Genomic DNA, 20,339 nt, shown 5'->3' on the forward strand with positions numbered 1-20,339 from the left:
GGTATTACAGAGGATGAGGAGGTTGTACGTATGAAAATTGTACCTGCACGGGAGTTTGATCTGAAGCGGGAAGTGGAGTATGGCACGCCGGAGCAAAATGAAACGGTACGGCGTATTGTCAGCGACATTCGCCGTGAGGGTGATACGGCACTGCTGCGTTACACGGAGCAACTGGACCGCACAAAGCTGACGGCCGCGGAATTGTGCGTGCCGCAGGAAGAGCTGCAGGCGGCTTATGCAGCCGTGGAGCCATCCTTTGTGACGGCGATTCGGCAAGCCGCCGCAAACATTCGTGCGTTTCATGAGAAACAGAAACGCAACTCGTGGATGGATTGGCAGCCGGACGGCAGCCTGCTGGGCCAGGTCATCCGACCGCTGAAGCGGGTCGGCGTTTATGTACCTGGCGGCAAAGCAGCGTATCCATCGTCTGTGCTGATGAATGTGATTCCGGCACAGGTGGCAGGCGTGCCGGAGATTGTTCTTGTGACGCCGCCGTCAACGAACGGTGGCGAAGGTATTAACCCGTACATCCTCGTTGCTGCTGCGGAAGCAGGCGTGAGCGAGATGTACCGGGTTGGCGGCGCTCAAGCTATCGCCGCCCTGGCTTACGGCACGGAGAGTATTGCCCCGGTCGATAAAATCTGTGGACCGGGCAATATTTACGTGGCGCTCGCGAAGCGCGAGGTGTACGGTGCGGTCGATATCGATAGTATCGCCGGGCCGAGTGAGATTGTGGTGCTCGCCGATGATACGGCGAATCCAGTGTACGTCGCCGCCGACCTGTTGTCGCAGGCGGAACATGACGAGATGGCATCGGCCATTCTCGTCACGAATTCGGCCGCGCTGGCGGAAGCCGTGCAGGGCGAAGTGCAGCGGCAGCTTGAAGTGCTGCCGCGGCGTGATATCGCTGCTGCTTCCGTGGAGCAGTATGGCGCTATTATTGTGGTTGATTCCATCGATGAGGGAATTGACGTGGTGAACCGGCTCGCACCGGAGCATCTGGAGATCATGGTGCAGGAGCCGATGGCTTACGCTGGCCGGATCGAAAATGCCGGCGCGATCTTCCTCGGCCCGTACAGCTCGGAGCCGGTAGGGGATTATTTTGCAGGACCCAATCACATTATACCGACCAATGGCACTGCGCGGTTCAGTTCGCCAGTGGACGTGGATGATTTTATCAAGAAATCGAGTCTGATCTATTATAGTAAAGAAGCGCTGCTGAAGAACGGAGCGGCTATTATAGAGTTGGCCCGCCATGAGGGTCTTGAAGGGCATGCCCGTGCAATTGCTGTACGGTTAGAACAGGAAGGAAAGGCGGAATCGGACAATGGATAAGCAAAATAATGGTGTGGAACTTGAAAACAAAGGTGCAGTGCGCCAAGCAGAGGTTGACCGCAAAACAAACGAGACCAATATCCAATTGGCCTTTAATGTAGATGGAACAGGACAATCCACGATTGAAACGGATGTACCTTTCCTGAATCATATGCTGGATCTGTTCACAAAGCACGGACAATTCGACCTGAACGTGCAGGCCCGCGGAGATATTGATATCGACGATCATCACACGGTTGAAGACATCGGAATCTGTCTCGGACAGACGTTGCGAGAAGCGTTGGGTGACAAACGTGGAATTAAGCGTTACGCCAGTGTTTTTGTACCAATGGACGAGGCACTCGCTCAGGTCATTATTGATGTGAGTAACCGACCTCACTTTGAATACCGTGCAGAATACCCTTCCCAACAAGTAGGCAGTTTCTCCACGGAGCTGGTACATGAATTCCTGTGGAAATTAGCGCTGGAAGCTCGGATTACGTTACATGTCATTGTGCACTATGGTCAGAACACCCACCACATGATTGAAGCGATCTTTAAGGCGCTGGGACGTGCACTGGATGAAGCAACGATGATTGATCCACGTGTAACGGGTGTGCCTTCCACGAAGGGAGTGCTGTAGACGATGGCGATTGCAATTGTCGATTACGGTATGGGTAACCTGCACAGCGTCGGCAAAGCGGTCGAACGTCTTGGCTACGAAGCGCTGGTCACGGGTGACCGGGAAGAGATTCTTGGCGCAGATGGTGTCATTTTGCCAGGCGTAGGTGCTTTTGGTGATGCGATGGTTCATCTGCGTGAGAGTGGACTGGATAAGGTGGTGAAGGAAGCCGCTGTCGGGTCTAAACCACTGCTCGGTATCTGTTTGGGCATGCAATTGTTATTCAGCTCAAGTGAAGAGCATGGTGAGCATGAGGGACTGGATATTTTGCCAGGTAAAGTGGTGCGATTCGCACCAGGAGAGCTGAAAGTTCCTCATATGGGATGGAACCGTTTGGAATTCCTGCACGCGGAAAATCCTCTATTTACGGGGCTTGAAGCAGGTCACGTCTATTTTGTCCATTCCTATCATGCGCTTACTGAAAACAGGGACGATCTGCTGGCGGTAACGGATTACGGACATCCGGTGACAGCCATTGTAGGCAGAGGATCCAACTTCGGCATGCAATTCCACCCGGAGAAAAGTGGAGAGCTCGGTATGAAGTTGCTCGGCAACTTTTTGGCTCTGACAGGAGCACCTGTACAAAGGTAAAACATCATCTCTTCTTAACTATAGAAAGCGTACAAATCTAATTCATATTCAGGAGGCCTTGTATGTCATCTTTTATCCTATATCCGGCGATTGATATCCGGGACGGCAAATGTGTAAGACTGGTGCAGGGAGATTATAATCAGGAGACCGTGTATAACGATGACCCGGTTCAAGTGGCTCTATCCTGGGAGAAGCAAGGCGGTACATACGTTCATCTGGTCGATCTGGATGGTGCGAAAGCGGGTCATCCTGTTAACGATGAGCTGATCGGGCGGATTGCCTCGGCTGTGAACGTACCTGTTCAGGTAGGTGGCGGACTTCGTACGGTAGCTGATGTAGAACGTTTGCTGGGTCTGGGTGTTAGCCGGCTGATCATTGGAACAGCAGCGATTGAGGATCGTGCATTTACAGAGGAAGTACTGGGACGTTATGGCGACAAAGTGGCAATTGGCATCGACGCTCGTAACGGTTACGTGGCAACTCGCGGTTGGCTTGAAACATCGGAAGTGCAAGCAGAGGTGCTCGCGAAGGAACTGGCGGCATATGGAGCAGAAACATTTATCTTTACGGATATTTCCCGTGATGGCATGATGCAGGGTCCTAATGTGGAAGCGATTGTGTCTCTAGCTAAGGCAAGCGGACGGACGGTTATTGCTTCAGGCGGTGTGAGTGTAATGGATGATCTGCTTCGTCTGAGTCGCCACGCGGATGATGGTGTTGGTGGAGCAATTGTGGGTAAAGCACTGTATACGGGAAGCATCGATCTGTCTGAAGCAGTACGTGCGGTCAATAAGTAAGGGATATTCGGATAGAGAGGAAGAGGTAGCATGCTGGCAAAAAGAATCATCCCCTGTCTGGACGTGAAAGACGGCCGGGTCGTCAAAGGCGTCAACTTCGTTAATCTCCGCGATGCGGGTGATCCGGTAGAGCTGGCGGCACTATATGACCGCGAGGGCGCGGACGAATTGGTCTTTCTCGATATCTCCGCTTCGGTAGAAGGTCGCGAAACGATGGAAGAAGTCGTGCGGCAGACGGCGGGCGAGATCGCTATTCCCTTTACGGTAGGTGGTGGCATCTCCAAGGTAGAGGACATGAAGCGGATTCTCCGTGCAGGAGCGGATAAAATTGCAGTGAATACAGCCGCGGTACTTAATCCGCAGTTGATTGCAGATGGTGCACGTCGCTTTGGCTCGCAGTGTATCGTGGTAGCGATCGATGCCAAGTATAACGAAGCTTGGGGCGAGTGGGAAGTCTATACCCATGGTGGACGGAAACCCTCCGGGATCAAGGCGCTGGAATGGGTTAAACAGGCTGAGAGCTTGGGCGCGGGGGAGATTCTGCTCACAAGTATGGACGCGGACGGAACAAAAGACGGCTTTGATCTGAAGCTGACGGCAGCGGTATCCGAATCTGTGCGTATTCCAGTCATCGCATCGGGCGGTGCGGGCAAGGAATCTCATTTCTATGATGTATTTACCACAGGCAAAGCGGACGCAGGGCTGGCCGCAACGATTTTCCATTACAAAGAAATCGCCGTACCGGCGTTAAAACAACATTTGAGAGAACAAGGGGTGGAGATCCGTGACTAAAGTGAGCGATGAAATCAAGGAACAGTTATCCTTGGAACAGGTTGTGGAACACATTCGTTGGAGTGAAGGTTTGGTTCCTGCCATTGTGCAGGATGTAGATACCCGTGAAGTTTTAATGATGGCTTATATGAATCGCGAATCTCTGAAGTTGTCGCTGGAATCCGGTGAGACCTGGTTCTGGTCACGCTCGCGTCAGGAGTTGTGGCATAAAGGAGCAACATCTGGCAACGTGCAGACGATTACTTCCCTAAAATATGATTGTGACGGCGATACCTTGTTGGTTGAGGTGAAACCGAACGGTCCGGCTTGCCATACAGGGGCGGTAACTTGTTTCCATAATGAAATCATTGGTTTGCCAGAGAAATCGGCAGACAAGGCTTCGGATGAAGCGGGTGCGGCATCTGCTTCTGCAAGTTCCGGTTCCGAAAGTCGCTTTGAGGTATTGGCTGAACTGGAATCCGTTATTGCAGAGCGTGAACGTGAGCGTCCTGAGGGTGCATATACAACGTATCTGTTTGATAAAGGTGTAGACAAAATACTGAAAAAAATCGGTGAAGAAGCGTCCGAGACGATCATCGCCGCCAAAAATAAAGATAATGACGAGCTTCGTCTGGAAGTCAGTGACCTGATGTATCACCTGCTCGTCCTGTTACAAGAGCGCAAGCTACCGCTGGACGACATTATGTCAGAGCTGAGCCGCCGTCATGAACGGCCTCGCCGCGATTAAGGAGGCGAGTTTCGTGCGTATAGACTATCATACACACCATGAGCGGTGTGGACATGCCGTGGGCAAACTGGAAGAGTACGTGCAGCGTGGTGTGGAGATCGGACTATCCCAGATTGGATTGTCCGATCACATGCCCTTGTTGCATGTCGATCCGGCTCAATATTATCCGGAAATGGCGATGCCTATGGATGAACTGCCGCGTTACGTAGAGGAGTGTTTCTCCCTGAAAGAACGTTACCGTGGGCAGATTGACGTACGTGTTGGTCTGGAAGGTGACTATATCGAAGGCTGGGAAACAGAGATCCGTGCAATCATTGAGCGTTATCCATGGGATTATGTGATTGGCTCTGTGCATTTTCTTGGGGAATGGGACATTACGGATTTCCGCCAGACCCATCACTGGGAGGGCAAAGACATCCTTGAAGTATATCGTCAGTACTACGATGCCGTAAGCAAGGCAGCCGCCACGGGCATGTACGATATTATGGGCCATACGGATGTCATTAAACGGTTTGGCTATGTTCCTTCAACGGAGCAGACAGAAGAACGTATCTCACTGGAGAACGCAGCGCTGCAGGCTATTGCCAAAAGTGGTTGCGCCATGGAGCTGAATGCTTCCGGGATATCGAAGCCTTGTGCCGAGATGTTCCCTAGTCGCAGAATGCTGACAGAAGCCATTCGCTTGGGTATTCCATTAACCATGGGCTCTGATGCACATGACCCACTGAAGCTGGGCGATTATTTGCCTGAAGCTGAAGCACTTTTACATGAGTTGGGCTGTACGGAAGTCGCTGTTTTTGAAGGCCGTCATCGCTCGTTCATTCCTTTAAATGTATAAGCCATTGGAGTATAATGAGGGTAGGAAATAACCTTTTAGCTAAGGGATTATATAGGGACTTCAACCCTCGGGAGGGCATTATGCAGCATTCGTTACGTATTTTTTCCGGTTCATCGAACCCTAAGCTGGCAGAACAGGTATGTGACAAGCTGGGTGTACAACTGGGCAAGATCAAGCTGTCCAGGTTCAAGAGCGGAGAAATATACGTTCATTATGAAGAAACGATCCGTAATTGTGATGTGTTTCTGGTACAGTCGTTGTCTCATCCGATCAATGAGCTGTTTGTCGAGCTGTTGGTGATGATTGATGCCGCAAAGAGGGCTTCAGCGCGCACTGTGAACATCATTGTTCCGTATTACGGCTATGCTCGTCAAGAGCGCAAATCCGCACCACGGGAACCGATCTCGGCCAAGATGGTAGCAGATGTATTAACTACGGCTGGCGCCAATCGAGTGGTAACGATCGACCTGCACGCAGCGGCCATTCAGGGATTCTTCAACATTCCGGTTGACCATATGACATCACTGGATCTGATTAGTGATTATCTGTTAAGCAAAGGAATCGAGAATCCTGTTGTCGTCTCCCCGGATGCGGGACGAGCATCGATGGCAGAGAAGCTGGCGAACCGTCTGGATTCTCCATTTGCCATTATGATCAAGAAACGTCCAAGCCATAATGAATCGGTGATTACCCATGTCATTGGTGATGTAGAAGGACGGACACCTATTATTATTGAGGATCTGATCGACACTGGAACAACCATTCTGAATGTCGTGGAAGGGTTGAAGGAACGTGGCTCCAAAAATGTATATGTATGTGCAACACACGGATTGTTCTCGGATGGTGCAGTAAGTAAATTGAATCACCCGTCAATTGAAGAGGTGGTAGTTACGGACTCGATCGCACTGCCAGATGACCACCCTGAATGCTTCAAAGTGTTACCTGTTGCGCCAATGCTGGCCCGCGCCGTACGCATTATTGTGGATGGTGGCTCCATGGCCACATTGTTTAAGGATTCTGGCATTTAGAGCATCGAAGATATAACGGTGTGCTGCCAGATGAACTGTTCCGTGTCTGAGTTGTTGTCTGCTCAGCACGGTTTTTTTGTTTTGGCTCTTTGAATTCAATTCTTGCTTTGCTGCTCAGAGGCTTGTGCTATAATAACATAAAATCAGTTATGATAGCGTTATCATATAGTATTCAGCCCCTAAGGTGAGATGGATGCTGAACAGTAGAACCACGGCTGAGAACATTGGCATCGTGGAGTGAGGAGTGGGGTCTATTGTCTCGTAATTGGTACTACCGGTTATTGTTCTCGTATTTCCCGATTTTTTTTCTTACGGTGACCATACTCATTTTCATCGCGTTTGTTTTCATCAATGACATCTCTAAAGAGGAAACTAAAAAAGCAGACCGAATCTCCTCCAGTTATATGATAGACACGGTGGATCGCACAATCAGGGATATTGAACTATCCATCCTGGAAACGGTACAGAGTCAGCAGGCATACAAACTCTATTTTAATAACACAAACCTGACCAGCTCGGACACGGTGTATGCAATTGCGCAGAATTTACGTGAGTTATCCAATTCGTCCTCATGGATTCAATCCATCTATCTATATGACAAGCGAAATAAACATGTTCTGACCGTAAGTGGTTCCAGAGAAGTGGAAGGTTTCTCGGATAAGGCATGGATTGATCAGATGGGTAACGGGTCTATCGGTTCAGGCTGGCAGCCGGTCCGGGAATTCGACGCGGACTCTGTTCAACGTACCCCTATTCGCGTATTAACCGTGAACAAGGACATGCCTTTGCCTTTTGGCTCTCAGGGCACATTGGTCATTAATATCAAGATGAGCAGCATTGAACAGAGTGTAGATAGTATGGTTAATGGTCAGCTCTCATTCCTGACGATTACGGATCGGGACGGTAAGGTTGTGTATAATGCACATTCGGACCAAGAGGGTTCGATAGACGGTCAGGAACTGAATAGGCTAGCGCTAGAAAGACTGGGCTGGACAATATCCAGTGGAATTAAGGCCGGCAACTTATTTGGCTGGGTATCGGTCATATCTTATGTATGGGTAATCATTGCTATTGTGACTGTCATCTGTGCGATTGTATATATCGTGTATATTACTCGCCGTAACTACAAGCCCATTCAGATCATCATGAACCGGATTGAGTCTCATCAGATTCGGGCGTTCGAACACTCAGGTGCTCGCACGGATGAGATGAAGATGATTGACGGTGTGCTTGAGAATCTGATTAATCATATGATGGATTATGACAAGAAAAGCAGGGAAAATGTACTTATGCAGCGCAGCAAGTTGTTCAATGCCCTGTTGCATGGTGAACACATGGAAAATGCAGCAGAGCAATTAAAAGAGCTCTCTCCCCTGAATGACGTGCATGACTCGTCGCGTTTTGTCGTTGTTGTTGGAGAGATTAACCGTTATGAGAAGGGATTTCAGGAGAGGTACACGAGAGGTGAACAAAATACGCTGAAGTTTGCCTTGATGAACGTTTTGCAAGAGCTGTCACGTAATACGGGAGTTCAATGCTGGACGGAATGGATTAGTGTGGATCGAATTGCAATCCTTTTTGTGTTCAAAGAACAGAATGATAACAACTTGGATATGTCTGGGCAGATTCGTGTTGTAGCTGAGGAATGCAAATCTTGGGTAGAACAAAATCTACGCATTTCCTTAAGCTTTGGCATTGGACCTATCGCTCAGGGAATCGGTACAATACGAGATTCCTATGCGGCCGCAGAAGCGGTAATGCAACGTAAACTGTTGATGACTGGAGATGTCGGCCAAGCCGACTGCGGTGAAACGCAGCATCCTTTGCTGGATACCTATACCTATCTGCAGATGATTGCGGACTTTGTTAAGCGGTTCCGGATGTCGAGTGGACAGTGGCGGGAACAGTTGGAGGAGATCTTTACAGCGTTTGAACAGAACAAACTGCCGGATGATGAGATTCGTTCTCTGATTCAGGCCATGTTACAGATGCTCAGCCGAGAGGTGGCCATGATGTCGGAAGGACTCCAGGAAGAGCTGTCCGAAGAAAACATCAACAGATGGTTGAGTGCTGTAGAAGAGGCAGAGACGCTTGCGGATGTGAAAAGTCTTTTGTTTGATGGTCTGACGGACTTGTTCAGAACGTATGTAGCGGTAACGGAAACCAAGAGTTACAAAGCCATGGTTAACGAAATGAAAAATTATATCGAAGAACAGTTTGCGAATCCTGATCTTTCATTGAAACATCTGAGCGATCGATTCCAGATTACGGGCAAACATGCGAGTTATTTGTTCAAGACAGAATTCAACATGAAGTTTGTTGATTTTGTTACAGAGCTTCGCATGAAGGAGACGGAGCAGCTTCTGCTCAATACCGATTACTCTTTGCAGGATATTGCCCTGAAGGTGGGGTATGCAAATGGAATTACGTTGGGACGTGTATTTAAGCGGGTAACGGGTATTACACCAGGAGATTATCGTCGTTTGAAACGTGAACATCGAGAACCCGAAGAGTAAAGCAAAAGTGATCATATTCTGAGATCTGTACATCAGGACAACACAGGGTGAATTTCATGCAGTCACTTTCCACTTAGGAGAGAGAGGCTTGCAGAGGTTCGCCCTGTTTTCGTTGAACAATACTCTTATACTGAGATCGGATGCAACTGTTTTCGCAGGATAACAAGCTAGTATTCCTGTTTTTTTCCCGTTTACGAATATAGGCAGTGTGTGAAAATGGTTTATCCGACTTGGGACAGGCAGTTCTGATCCTTGAGGCGAAGAGTGCCGTCAAAGCCTAGAGCAGCGCAGCTTTGGGAAAAAAATCAGTCTGCGAAAATAGGCTTAACATATAAACCATAATCCTTTTGTAAGCGCTTCCGAAAGAGGTTTATTGCAGGATGACGGAAAAATGTGAAATACTCTGGGCAAGCTTTAAACATTCACGCAAAGCCAAAGGGGATGACAAAATGAGAAGCAAAGCAACCAAAGGGAGTCTAAAGAAATGGATGGGTTTGGCGCTTACGATGGTAATGGGCGTTTCTTTACTTGCGGGATGCTCATCAGCATCAAAAGAATCAGCTGAAGGCGGAACATCAGGCAATGGCGAGCGCGTTACTTTAAAGGTGGAGATTTTTGACCGTGGTAACAGTCCTTCACCGTACACAATTACGAACAACTATCTATCTAAAATGATTCAGGAGAAGTTCGGTGATCCCAACAATATTGATGTACAGTTTGTACCCGTTCAGCGTTCTGAGGAAGTTACCAAGCTGAACGTCCTGATGGCTAGCAATACGGATGTCCCTGATATTGTCTTTGTTTATGACTCAAGCGTGTTTTATCGGTATGCCCAGCAGGGTGGATTGACTGATGTTGGAGAGTTGATTGATCAGCACGGTCCGAACCTGAAGAAGTTCCTGGGTGAAGATACTTTGAAGTTTGGGCAAGTGGAAGGACAACAGTTTGCTGTTCCGGGTAAACGTGCTATCACAGGCCGATACAGTTCTTACATTCGTCAGGATTGGCTCGATAAGCTGGGATTGCCAGCGCCGAAGACCACGGATGAATTATATACAACTTTGAAAGCGTTCAAGGATAAAGATCCTGGTGGACTCGGAAGCAAAAACATCCCAATGGGTATGGCTCTTGCACCAGCTCAATTCGAAACACTCATCTACTCATTCATCAAGCCAGTTAGTGGCGACCTGACTTATGGTCAAAGATATGAATTGCCACTGCATGAAGGATTCAAAGAATCGATGCAGTTCCTGAACAAACTGTACAACGAAGGTCTGATCAGCAAAGACTTCAGTTTGGATGAAGACAAAACGCAGTTAGGGAAAGACATTCAAAACGGTAACGTAGGTTACTGGTCTGAAGATGTGGATGCCATGTTCTACGGAGATGGCACACTGGATAATTTGCATAAAAATGTGAGTGGCAGTGAAGTGTTGCCGGTTGATGTATACACCAATCCAAATGCAGACAACAAACACATCAAGTCACGCTACGGAACAAATGGTATGTACATTATGATTCCGAAGAGCAGCAAACGTTCTGTCGAAGCGATCAAATATCTCGACTGGATGGCATCTGACAACAATCTGATTGATATCTACAGTGGTGTGGAAGGCGAGAACTATGATCTGGTAGACGGCATTCCGGTAGTGAAAGAGGATGCATCCCAGGAAGCGCAGGATCGTCTGTTTAACGCAGGGGATACAGCCATTATCTCGAACGGTAAAAACATTGGTGATCAAGCGACGAATGAAAAGGCATGGATTATGGGCTTCCCGCAAAATAATCAGGAGATGCTGAAACAATCCATTGATATTGCTAACACCGATACGGTAGGACCAATCATTTTCGACAAACCGATTGAAGCAGAGATGAAGTACAGCACAGCTCTCAAAGACAAATTAAATGTCATTATCGTAAAAACAGCGATGGCTAAGCCAGCAGAATTCGATGCGGTATATGAAAAAGAAATGGCTGATTTCATGTCTCTGGGTGGTACTGAACTGAAAAAAGAACTTGAAGAAGCAGTTCAGGCACTTCCTGCAAATTAAGTAGCTCCACATTTCAATCTCCAAGACAGATACCCATACTACGGCTTAACTAGAAAGGAACGTGTGCCGCCGGACTGGCGGCACAGCCGTTTCCTTGTTGATAGGAGGAAACCGACTTGACCACCACATACTTGAAGAGGTATTGGCAATTATACGCTCTGATTTCACTGCCCATTATCTACTTTTTAATCTTTCGTTATGGACCGATGTACGGTGTACAGATCGCCTTTAAGGACTTTAACCTGTTTCAGGGAATCAGCGGCAGTGAGTGGATCGGTTTTGATGCTTTTCGCGAAGTATTTGGAATGCGGGACTTCTACACGACATTGCGCAACACCTTTATGCTGAATTTTCTTGATCTGGTCGTTTCATTTCCAGCTCCTATTATTCTGGCGATCATGCTCTATGAAGTTCGATTCAAATGGTTCAAAAAAATCTCACAAACGATATTGTACATTCCTCACTTTATCTCATGGGTAATCATCGGGGGAATTGTGTACCAATTGTTCGGTAATCAATCCGGTATGGTTAACGGTGTACTGGAAAGCATGGGCTTAAATTCAATACCATTTTTGACAGAAAAAAATCCATGGCTTGTGACGTATCTCTTCACAGGTGTCTGGCAAAGTGCAGGATGGGGAACCATTCTATATCTGGCCGCATTAACCGGCGTCAACAAGGAATTGTTTGAAGCAGCTGAGATCGATGGAGCATCGCGGCTGAAGAGAATCTGGCATATTACATTGCCAAGTATTAAACCAACCATCGTGACCTTGCTTATTCTCAATCTTGGACATATGGTCAGCATCGGTTTTGATCGGCCTTATATCATTGGTAATACGGCCGTGCGTGAATATTCCGATGTACTCAGTACCTTTGTATACAGAGTTGGTCTTGAATCAGGACAATACACGCTGGCAACTGTCGTCGGACTGTTCCAAGCAGTGGTGGGACTCATATTCGTGCTAGGATCTAACTATATTTCGAAGAAAGCAACCGGTGAAGGTATTTTGTAGGTTGTGGATGAACGGAAGAGACGCCAATCGGCTTGTTTGTATAGACCATCAGTAAAGGAGCTGTGCGCATATGAGTGAACGCACCTCAAACCGGATTTTTGATATCGTTAATATCTCCTTTATCACCTTGTTTGTTATATTCTGCCTGGCTCCATTTCTGCACACGATCGCGATCTCATTCAGTTCTAACCGTGCGATTACGTCAGGAGAAGTGACCATATTCCCGAAAGAATTCAATTGGGATGCGTATATTCAGGTGTTCTCTGATCAGTCGATGATCTATTCACTGGGTTACACGACAGTTCTGACCATTGCTACTACTGTGCTGTGCATGGTGTTCACACTGGCAGCTGCTTACCCGTTAACCAAGAAAAAATTAAAAGGGCGCAAGCTCTTCATGTATGTCATCATCATTACGATGTTCTTCAGTGGCGGGATCATTCCTGAGTATTTGCTCATTCGTGACCTGAACTTACTTAATTCCGTGTGGGCACTGATTCTGCCAGGACTGGTCAGTCCGTTTAACCTGATTATCCTGATTTCTTTCTTCAGAGGTATTCCTGAAAGTCTGGAAGAATCCGCTGAGATTGACGGCAGTTCCCATGTACACACGCTATTCAAAATTATATTGCCACTATCCATGCCTGTACTGGCTACATTAGCTCTTTTCTATGCGGTTGGACGCTGGAATGGGTTCCAGGATTCCCTGATGTATATTAATGATCCGAAGCTGTACCCGCTTCAACTGAAGTTATTCCAAATGGTACAGAACAATATGGTCAGCGAGCTTACCCAGATGGAGGGTGCTAACCGTACGCCATTGACTCCCGAGAGTCTCAAGGCCGCAACCGTTATTTTTGCAACCGTTCCGATTCTACTTGTCTATCCGTGGCTGCAAAAGTATTTTGTCAGTGGTGCGATGCTTGGCGCGGTAAAAGGTTGAGTTAAGGCTGATGTAAAAAGTTTAGCCAGAGGGAGGAGAAGGAAAACAGATGCAGCACATAGACAAGGGCGAATACTCATTCTCGACATGTTGGAACATCAGGAAACATCCAGTAGGGGAAGATATGATTCGGGAGATTGCGGATCTCGGCTTTCGTCGGGTGGAGCTCAATTATAATGTGACGAAGGAGATGCTCACGACGATTGAGCCGATGATTGAGCGTGGAGAAATCGGAATTTCTAGTGTCCACAACACCTTTCCACATGACCCTGATCCAGACTACGGTACGGATTCCATCTTGCTCGGCTTCGAAGATGAAGTGAAACGTAAACGGGCGATCGAATTGCTGGTAGAGTCGGCTGAATATGCCCAACGTTATGGTGGAGAAGCAGTTGTTGTACACCCGGGAGAGGTACCTTTTCCTGAGGATATCAGCAAAGACCTTGGAAAGATCTATAACGAGGAAGGTCCGGACTCACCGAAGTATCGCAGTAAATGGGCTGAATTGATGGAGCGGCGGGAAGCCCTCAGTTCAGGGTATGTGGAGAAAATTATCGCCAGTCTGGATGAGGTATGCAATCGGGCGGCAGCTAAAGGTCTGGATGTTCGTTTTGGCATCGAGACAAGATCGCGACCACAACAGATTCCTACCCTTGCCGAAGCCAAGACTATCATCACAGCTCTCAAAGGGGCCCCGGTTGGTATCTGGTACGATACAGGTCATGCCATCATGATGGACCGAATGGGCCTTTATGACAGTGTGGGAGAAATGCAAGGCCTGATGGATGATATCGTAGGGGTCCATATCCATGAGACACTTGGTCTCTCGGATCACTGGTGCCCGTATGTACACAGTAAGGATATGAACTTCTATGATGCCTATCTGCCGATGATTCGTCGGGCACAGGTGAAGGTGTATGAGTTGAAGTCTGCCTGTAAGGCAGAAGAGATTCATGAGAGTCATGACTTGCTAATGAAGAAGCTTGGAGTGACAGAGTAGGCGCGGTGAAGTGGGGAACAGTTTGCATGTTCACAGCCTGTGTTCAACGACTGTTTCCTCAGTGACGGAGACACATGAGTATTTAGTAAAACAAGCACAGATTTTCTGGCGACTTTTGTAGAAATATGATATATACTGACGAGAAAAATGAACTCACCTACGGGCGGTATGAGTAGGCTTCCGGTCTGAATTGAAGGCACTGAAGCAACATACTCCGCACATCGGGAGAATGCATTGGTATGGAGGGGACTGCACATGTACAAACAACTGGTGGACAGTAATGACAGAGCGGTAGAAAGAGGCATATCCCGGCAGATGCTTGACCCGGAAAGCCGTTACTATGGAGGGACAATTGATCCCTTCACAGGTGTTGCCTGGGTCAACCATACGACTGGAACGCCCACGGATATGTGTTACTGGGGAGCTGCGCTCTCCAATCCGGACTCTATCTATTACCGGGATGAATCGTTGTTAAATCGACTGCTGTTAGCTACGGAATTTGTACTCCGTTTCCAGCATGAAGACGGTTCAATATCGCCTGGCTGGACCAATTACCATTCCCCTCCGGATACTGCATTTGTCGTTGTAGGGTATTCACAGTTGTATCAGCTTCTTCAGCAGCAAGAATGGGAGCCGCTTCAACCTGTATTGAACAATATGAGGCTGTTTCTGGAACGTACAATCCCAACCATGCTTACAGGAGGTTGTCATACGCCCAATCATCGCTGGGTGCTATGCGCGGCGCTTGGTTTCCTGCATAAAATATTTGATCTGGAGGAAGCTGTGCAGCGCGCAGAGCAGTGGATGGATGAAGGCATGGATATTACACCCGATGGGGAGTGGACAGAACGGAGCAACGGGATATACAGCGCAGTTAGCGACATCATGTTAATTCATGCTGCGCGCCTGCTCAATCGTCCTGAACTGCTGGAACCAGTGAGGCTTAATCTCCGCATGATGGTGTATCTGGTCCATCCAACGGGTGAAATTGTTACGGATTATTCAGGGCGACAGGATCTGGGCAGTGTTCATGATCTGTCACCTTACTATCTGCCTTATGCCATTTTGGCTCGGCTGGACGGTGATCCACTCTTTGCAGGTATGTCAGCCTGGGCTGGAGATACATTGACCGATCCGGGAGTATGTTCGGTGAATACACTCATTCGATTAATGCTTGAGCCGGAGCTTCAGCAGACGAATGATACACGTGATGCATTACCGGAACAGTATGAGGTCATGCTGAATGAACATTTTGTACGGGGCGAATATCTGGAGCAGATGGACTCAGTAGGGCATCACGGGCGTATCTCGCACAGTCGGATGCATACGGACTTTGGTGCTCCCGTAGCTCGAATTCGGGATAGCGCTACTAGTGTGACTGTGATGACAGAAGTTCCTTCTTTCTTCGCGCTTCGTCATGGCAAGGTGCGCCTGCTGGCTGTGCAACTGGCCTCTTACTTTAATCCAGGGTATGTACCTATGCAGCAAATGACGAGGCTGTCCGAAGGGTATCGACTAACTGGTGAGCAGAAAAAAGGTTACTACGGCCCAATCCCTGCAAACCTGCTGCCAGAATCGGCTGCATCAGATATAAGTCCATGGTACTTGTTACCTCATCAGAGTCGTCAGCTTACTCATGAACAGACCTTCCGTGTAGGAGCAGAGTTACAGCCAACGGAAAATGGATGGAACATGCATCTATCTGGACAGGAACCGGAGGACATCATGATGCAGTTGTCCTTTGTATTCGGAAGCGAAGGTGAGCTGACCTGTGAGGACGCGATTGAAATGAGTGAGGGTCACTACTTGTGGAAAGGCGGTACATTACGCTATACCTGCGGAGAAGACTGGCTGGAGATCACCGGGGGCGAACTGGGTCATCTGGCGGCAACGGTACGTGAGGCAAAACTGCCGGACAAGTGTAAGGTTGTGCTGGTCAATTTCATGACGCCGTTTGATAAAACCGTTCATATTTCACTTTCTCCTTCGATGGCGTCGAAGATCTAGATTTATTAGATGTTTAAGCCATAATAGTTAGAAGACCGAGTCCAAATGCTCGGTCTTCTTTTTTTACGAATGACGAATGACTGCAATTAACGTTCTAAAATGATATTCCCACTGTCGAGCTCAGTCCAGTAATGTATGAACTAGTATCATTTCAGTTGCTCTAATGCAGTTTCGATTGGTTTAGTGAACAGAGGATCATCTTTGGTTTTGCTCCAGTAAACGATAAGAACATTTCCTTTCTCATATAGAAAAGGGAATGTTGTGAATTGGGCGCTTTCCATGTGTTTATTGAATTCTTTTGTCCCGTTGATGCGATCCTTTTCAGAATTGAAAATATAAAAATGTATAAATTCAGGGCTATATGGTTCTTCTTCCACGGGCACTTCAACGGAATACACCTCAGGTACAACATCATTTAATTTCAAAGGATACCCGGTTATACCAAAGGACACTAAATCCAGTTCTTGAGACTCGAGCGCTCTCAGTACATCATCTAATGTGAACTTATTTTCTATGTTTTCTATATCTTTTGAACATCCATTCAAAGCAAACAAGCAGATTAAGATGAATATAAGTGGTTTTATCTTTGAGATCCTCAATATAACATCCCCTTAAAATATTTATTTTTTATTACATACGCGAAAAAGAGGCTGACCGTCAGAGCTAATATACGTTGTTTGATTTTTAATGGAGATAAACCACTAAAAAGGACAATAAGGATAATAATACCATAGACTACACTCGTATTATTATAACCGGACCGAATCCAGTTAGATGCCGCGTAACCGACAAGAATAGACTAATGCAATACTGCAAAGAGAGCCTATGGTAAATGAGTGTAGGAGTCTCTAGGTAAACATGGTTTTCCTTTGAATAAACAACGCTCCAAGGTGATAGGTTTCCGCAAAATGGAATATCATCTTCTTTTGCATTTTTTTCATAAACGACATGAAACTACATATTGAGAAGTGGGCCTTAAGATGTGGTATACTGAAGAGTATGAATGAAATGCAAAGAGGAGGTGCCTTGGAAGATGAAGGGCAAGCTAGTGCGGGCTGAGGGACACCTTGCCAATATTATACCGATTCACTTGGATGCTTCTTTCTTCTTTGAAAGAGCTGTCCGCTCGCTGGACCGTAATCATGTCGACAAGGCATTAAAATATTTTCGCAAAGCTGTTGAATACGAACCGGAAAATCCGGTAAATCATTGTAATATGGCGGGTATATTATCGGAGAAGGGGGATTACGAAGCCTCCAATGCCATTCTGGCTAACGTGCTGGAAGTGGTAGATCCGTCGATGACGGAATGTTATTTTTATATGGCGAACAATTATGCAAATATGGATCGGTTTGAGGAAGCCGAGCAAGCACTTGTTACCTATCTGGAGGAGGACACTCAAGGTCAGTTCATGACGGAAGCCGAAGAGATGATGGAGCTTCTGTATTATGAGCTGGATCGTCCGACTAAACTGAATCGAATCAAATCACGCAAAGGTGTAGTGGAGCACGATCAGGCACGGGAACTGCTGGAAGAAGGAAAATTTGCACAGGCTGCTGAATTGCTCGAAGGCATGTCTTCTGATTATCCTGATTACTTGGCTGCCCGTAACAATCTGGCACTCGCCTACTATTATATGGGTCTGTTTCCCAAAGCAAAAGAGACTATTGCCGAAGTGCTTGAACAGGAACCAGGTAATCTGCATGCACTCTGTAATTTGGCCATTTTCCATCAAAATGAGAACCGGGCTGATCAAGTGCTGCTTCTGATCAAAAAATTGCGGGTCATCGTGCCCTTCCAGCACGAACAAGTCTACAAACTGGCGACAACGATGGGAATTCTGGGCCAACACGATACGGCTTATGTTCACTTCCGGCGTTTGCTCAAGGACGAAGAGACAGCTGCTGATCCGGCACTTGCTCACTATGCAGCAGTGGCAGCTTATAATACAGAACGTTATGATGCTGCTGAGCGTTTATGGCATCATGTGTCCAAGCTTGATCCGGGTTCCGAAGTATCCCGGTATTATCTGTCAGGTCTTGAGGCTGTAAAACAAGGCGAGCAAGAGCCAGAGAAGCTGAGCTATCACTATCATCTGCCATTTGATGAGCAATTCAGACAGTGGGAGAACTACGGTAGTGGCATACCTGAAGAAATGAAGAATGATCCACTGATTCGCTCATCCTTCTTCTGGGCATTGCGTCATGGTGATCGGGCAACCAAGCTACAGGTTATTCATGCGCTTGGGATGATCGGTGACTATGAGGTGCAACAGGCTCTGCAATCCTTTATTGAAGAGACTGGAGAAGAAAAGGATCTGCTTGAGGCAGCACAAACTGTACTGAACGGATTGAAATCGGCTGAACATGAGGATCGGAATTCTCAGGTGGTTCGCCCCTTTTCTCCTGTAGCCTTGAAGTCTATTGGGAAGGTTCCATCCACATCAGAGCAATCGGACACTGGTTCAACCTCCCATTGGCAGGCTGTTGTTGATCGTGCGTTACAGATGTCTGAAGCAAAGGCTGAGTTGCAGCAAGAGATGGAACGGCTCTGGACAGATTATGTATCCCGGGTGCATCCGGAGGTTCCGGGTACGAAGCAGATTGAGGGTTGGGCTGCAGGACTTGAATATTTGGCAGCGAAGAATCACAGTCGGCCCGTTACCTATCAAAGCATTGCTGAGCGGTATGGGATATCGGCATCAACGGTTAGCAAGTATGCTAAACAGATTCATTCGGTTTGTAACAGCAAGCCACCACTAGTATAGAAAGTTCGCTTCAACTCGTTTTCAGAAAGACATCAACAGGTGAAGGATACAACAACCGGGAAAACGGGTAAACTTAACGAATGGGCTTCGTAAACGCCTGTAGGATATCATCTTGGCAAGTTCATCGCTAGTACAACACATTCTCACCTTAATTAAGGAGGCTGTATCTATATGTCTAAATACAGAACGATTGTGATCGGAACGGGACCTGCGGGTCTGACAGCAGCGATATATCTGGCTCGTGCTAATCTGAAACCACTGGTTATCGAAGGTCTTCAGCCGGGTGGTCAATTGACGACGACAACGGAAGTTGAGAATTTCCCCGGTTTCCCGCAAGGTATCATGGGTCCGGAACTGATGGACAACATGCGTAAGCAAGCTGAACGTTTTGGAGCGGAATTCAAAAACGGTTGGGTGGAAGAGGTTGATTTCAGCAAACCGCCCTTCAAGGTCAAAGTTGGAGGAATCGGTGAACTGGAAGCTGAATCGATCATTATCTCCACAGGTGCTTCCGCTCGTTACCTCGGTATTCCGGGCGAGCAGGAAAATGTGGGACGTGGTGTAAGTACATGCGCGACATGTGACGGATTTTTCTTCCGAGGCAAAAAAATCGTGGTCGTGGGCGGTGGAGACTCCGCGATGGAGGAAGCGAGTTTCCTGACTCGTTTTGCAACAGACGTGACATTGGTTCACCGCCGGGATGAATTGCGTGCATCCAAGATTATGCAGGATCGGGCTCGCAGCAATGAAAAGGTGAAGTGGGCGCTGAACCGTACTCCACTCGAGGTCGTACCAGAAGCTTTGGGTGTCAAAGGGCTGAAAGTGCGCAACAACGAGACGGGGCAGGAAGAGTTGCTTGAAGCAGATGGCGTATTCGTTGCCATTGGTCACACACCGAATACCGGATTCCTGGGTAATGCGATTGCACTGGACGAACATGGCTATGTTGTCGTTAAACCCGGAACAACGGAGACCAATATTCCAGGTGTATTTGCCTGTGGTGATGTTCAAGATACGAAGTATCGTCAAGCTATTACGGCTGCAGGATCAGGATGTATGGCTGCGATGGATTGTGAGAAGTTCCTTGAAGGAAGCATTGTCCATGATTGGAGCGAAACGTTGGATAAATAAGCATTACATGTGTGAGGTTAGGCATATGCTGGGAATAAGAGACAACGGGAAGTCTCATGAAATGAGAGAAGCCGGAAGGCTTCTCTTTTTTTGAAACTACAGTGGGCATGAGATCGTATACATATAGGGCATATTAGCT

17 protein-coding genes are annotated in these 20,339 nt (G+C 47.5%); 16 read left to right on the plus strand and 1 reads right to left on the minus strand.

The features are described 5' to 3' along the window. Positions 1–30 precede the first annotated feature (30 nt). From hisD to EL84_RS09150, 14 genes are all read left to right on the plus strand, one after another. Entirely contained in the window at positions 31–1,335 is a 1,305-nt protein-coding gene (hisD, locus tag EL84_RS09085; RefSeq protein WP_047841448.1) for a histidinol dehydrogenase, read from the plus strand. Beyond that, entirely contained in the window at positions 1,328–1,957 is a 630-nt protein-coding gene (gene hisB / locus EL84_RS09090) for an imidazoleglycerol-phosphate dehydratase HisB (protein ID WP_036674766.1), read from the plus strand. Before hisD ends, hisB begins: the two co-directional genes overlap by 8 nt. 3 nt (positions 1,958–1,960) lie before the next feature. After that, complete coding sequence (gene hisH / locus EL84_RS09095) at positions 1,961–2,587, plus strand: imidazole glycerol phosphate synthase subunit HisH (RefSeq protein ID WP_047841449.1); 627 nt, start codon at positions 1,961–1,963, stop codon at positions 2,585–2,587. Between the two features lie 62 nt (positions 2,588–2,649). After that, positions 2,650–3,384: a 1-(5-phosphoribosyl)-5-[(5-phosphoribosylamino)methylideneamino]imidazole-4-carboxamide isomerase gene (gene hisA / locus EL84_RS09100; RefSeq protein ID WP_047841450.1), complete on the plus strand. Its 735-nt coding sequence runs from the start codon at positions 2,650–2,652 to the stop codon at positions 3,382–3,384. Positions 3,385–3,414: 30 nt separating this feature from the next. Continuing rightward, positions 3,415–4,176, plus strand: a complete 762-nt coding sequence (gene hisF, locus EL84_RS09105; RefSeq protein WP_017691268.1) for an imidazole glycerol phosphate synthase subunit HisF — start codon at positions 3,415–3,417, stop codon at positions 4,174–4,176. Continuing rightward, positions 4,169–4,903, plus strand: coding sequence for a bifunctional phosphoribosyl-AMP cyclohydrolase/phosphoribosyl-ATP diphosphatase HisIE (gene hisIE / locus EL84_RS09110; RefSeq protein WP_370739117.1), 735 nt, complete (start codon positions 4,169–4,171; stop codon positions 4,901–4,903). Before hisF ends, hisIE begins: the two co-directional genes overlap by 8 nt. 13 nt (positions 4,904–4,916) lie before the next feature. Beyond that, complete coding sequence (gene hisJ, locus EL84_RS09115; RefSeq protein ID WP_047841451.1) at positions 4,917–5,741, plus strand: histidinol-phosphatase HisJ; 825 nt, start codon at positions 4,917–4,919, stop codon at positions 5,739–5,741. An 80-nt stretch (positions 5,742–5,821) separates the two neighbouring features. Further along, complete coding sequence (locus EL84_RS09120; protein ID WP_036616184.1) at positions 5,822–6,769, plus strand: ribose-phosphate diphosphokinase; 948 nt, start codon at positions 5,822–5,824, stop codon at positions 6,767–6,769. Positions 6,770–7,023: 254 nt separating this feature from the next. Further along, positions 7,024–9,285 (plus strand): helix-turn-helix domain-containing protein, encoded by a 2,262-nt coding sequence (locus EL84_RS09125; RefSeq protein WP_047841452.1) that lies wholly within the window; start codon positions 7,024–7,026, stop codon positions 9,283–9,285. Between the two features lie 449 nt (positions 9,286–9,734). Further along, complete coding sequence (locus EL84_RS09130) at positions 9,735–11,336, plus strand: extracellular solute-binding protein (RefSeq protein WP_047841539.1); 1,602 nt, start codon at positions 9,735–9,737, stop codon at positions 11,334–11,336. Between the two features lie 116 nt (positions 11,337–11,452). Continuing rightward, positions 11,453–12,352: an ABC transporter permease gene (locus tag EL84_RS09135; protein WP_036616191.1), complete on the plus strand. Its 900-nt coding sequence runs from the start codon at positions 11,453–11,455 to the stop codon at positions 12,350–12,352. Between the two features lie 70 nt (positions 12,353–12,422). Beyond that, a complete protein-coding gene (locus tag EL84_RS09140) occupies positions 12,423–13,295 on the plus strand; it encodes a carbohydrate ABC transporter permease (protein ID WP_036616194.1) in 873 nt (290 codons plus the stop codon). A gap of 49 nt (positions 13,296–13,344) precedes the next feature. Then, the gene (locus EL84_RS09145; RefSeq protein WP_047841453.1) at positions 13,345–14,295 is read left to right on the plus strand and encodes a sugar phosphate isomerase/epimerase family protein; all 951 of its coding nucleotides are present in this window, start codon (positions 13,345–13,347) and stop codon (positions 14,293–14,295) included. A 255-nt stretch (positions 14,296–14,550) separates the two neighbouring features. After that, the gene (locus EL84_RS09150) at positions 14,551–16,302 is read left to right on the plus strand and encodes a hypothetical protein (protein ID WP_047841454.1); all 1,752 of its coding nucleotides are present in this window, start codon (positions 14,551–14,553) and stop codon (positions 16,300–16,302) included. Between the two features lie 146 nt (positions 16,303–16,448). Here EL84_RS09150 and EL84_RS09155 read toward each other — a convergent pair whose 3' ends face one another. Further along, on the minus strand, positions 16,449–16,901 hold the full coding sequence (locus EL84_RS09155) for a hypothetical protein (RefSeq protein WP_047841455.1): 453 nt from the start codon (positions 16,899–16,901) through the stop codon (positions 16,449–16,451). Between the two features lie 434 nt (positions 16,902–17,335). On the opposite strand from EL84_RS09155, the gene EL84_RS09160 reads away from it, so the two are divergent. Both EL84_RS09160 and trxB read left to right on the plus strand, forming a co-directional pair. Next, positions 17,336–19,069 (plus strand): tetratricopeptide repeat protein, encoded by a 1,734-nt coding sequence (locus tag EL84_RS09160; protein WP_047841456.1) that lies wholly within the window; start codon positions 17,336–17,338, stop codon positions 19,067–19,069. Positions 19,070–19,240: 171 nt separating this feature from the next. Next, positions 19,241–20,200, plus strand: a complete 960-nt coding sequence (gene trxB / locus EL84_RS09165) for a thioredoxin-disulfide reductase (RefSeq protein WP_036674745.1) — start codon at positions 19,241–19,243, stop codon at positions 20,198–20,200. Positions 20,201–20,339: the final 139 nt, after the last annotated feature.

Source organism: Paenibacillus sp. VT-400, assembly GCF_001029205.1.
Classification (GTDB): domain Bacteria; phylum Bacillota; class Bacilli; order Paenibacillales; family Paenibacillaceae; genus Paenibacillus; species Paenibacillus amylolyticus.

Coding starts and splice junctions, on each gene's coding strand:
- EL84_RS09130 (WP_047841539.1), top strand. CDS start 9,735: ATGAGAAGCAAAGCAACCAAAGGGAGTCTAAAGAAATGGATGGGTTTG.
- hisA (WP_047841450.1), top strand. CDS start 2,650: ATGTCATCTTTTATCCTATATCCGGCGATTGATATCCGGGACGGCAAA.
- hisF (WP_017691268.1), top strand. CDS start 3,415: ATGCTGGCAAAAAGAATCATCCCCTGTCTGGACGTGAAAGACGGCCGG.
- hisB (WP_036674766.1), top strand. CDS start 1,328: ATGGATAAGCAAAATAATGGTGTGGAACTTGAAAACAAAGGTGCAGTG.
- hisD (WP_047841448.1), top strand. CDS start 31: ATGAAAATTGTACCTGCACGGGAGTTTGATCTGAAGCGGGAAGTGGAG.
- EL84_RS09120 (WP_036616184.1), top strand. CDS start 5,822: ATGCAGCATTCGTTACGTATTTTTTCCGGTTCATCGAACCCTAAGCTG.
- EL84_RS09160 (WP_047841456.1), top strand. CDS start 17,336: ATGAAGGGCAAGCTAGTGCGGGCTGAGGGACACCTTGCCAATATTATA.
- EL84_RS09140 (WP_036616194.1), top strand. CDS start 12,423: ATGAGTGAACGCACCTCAAACCGGATTTTTGATATCGTTAATATCTCC.
- EL84_RS09150 (WP_047841454.1), top strand. CDS start 14,551: ATGTACAAACAACTGGTGGACAGTAATGACAGAGCGGTAGAAAGAGGC.
- EL84_RS09145 (WP_047841453.1), top strand. CDS start 13,345: ATGCAGCACATAGACAAGGGCGAATACTCATTCTCGACATGTTGGAAC.
- trxB (WP_036674745.1), top strand. CDS start 19,241: ATGTCTAAATACAGAACGATTGTGATCGGAACGGGACCTGCGGGTCTG.
- hisH (WP_047841449.1), top strand. CDS start 1,961: ATGGCGATTGCAATTGTCGATTACGGTATGGGTAACCTGCACAGCGTC.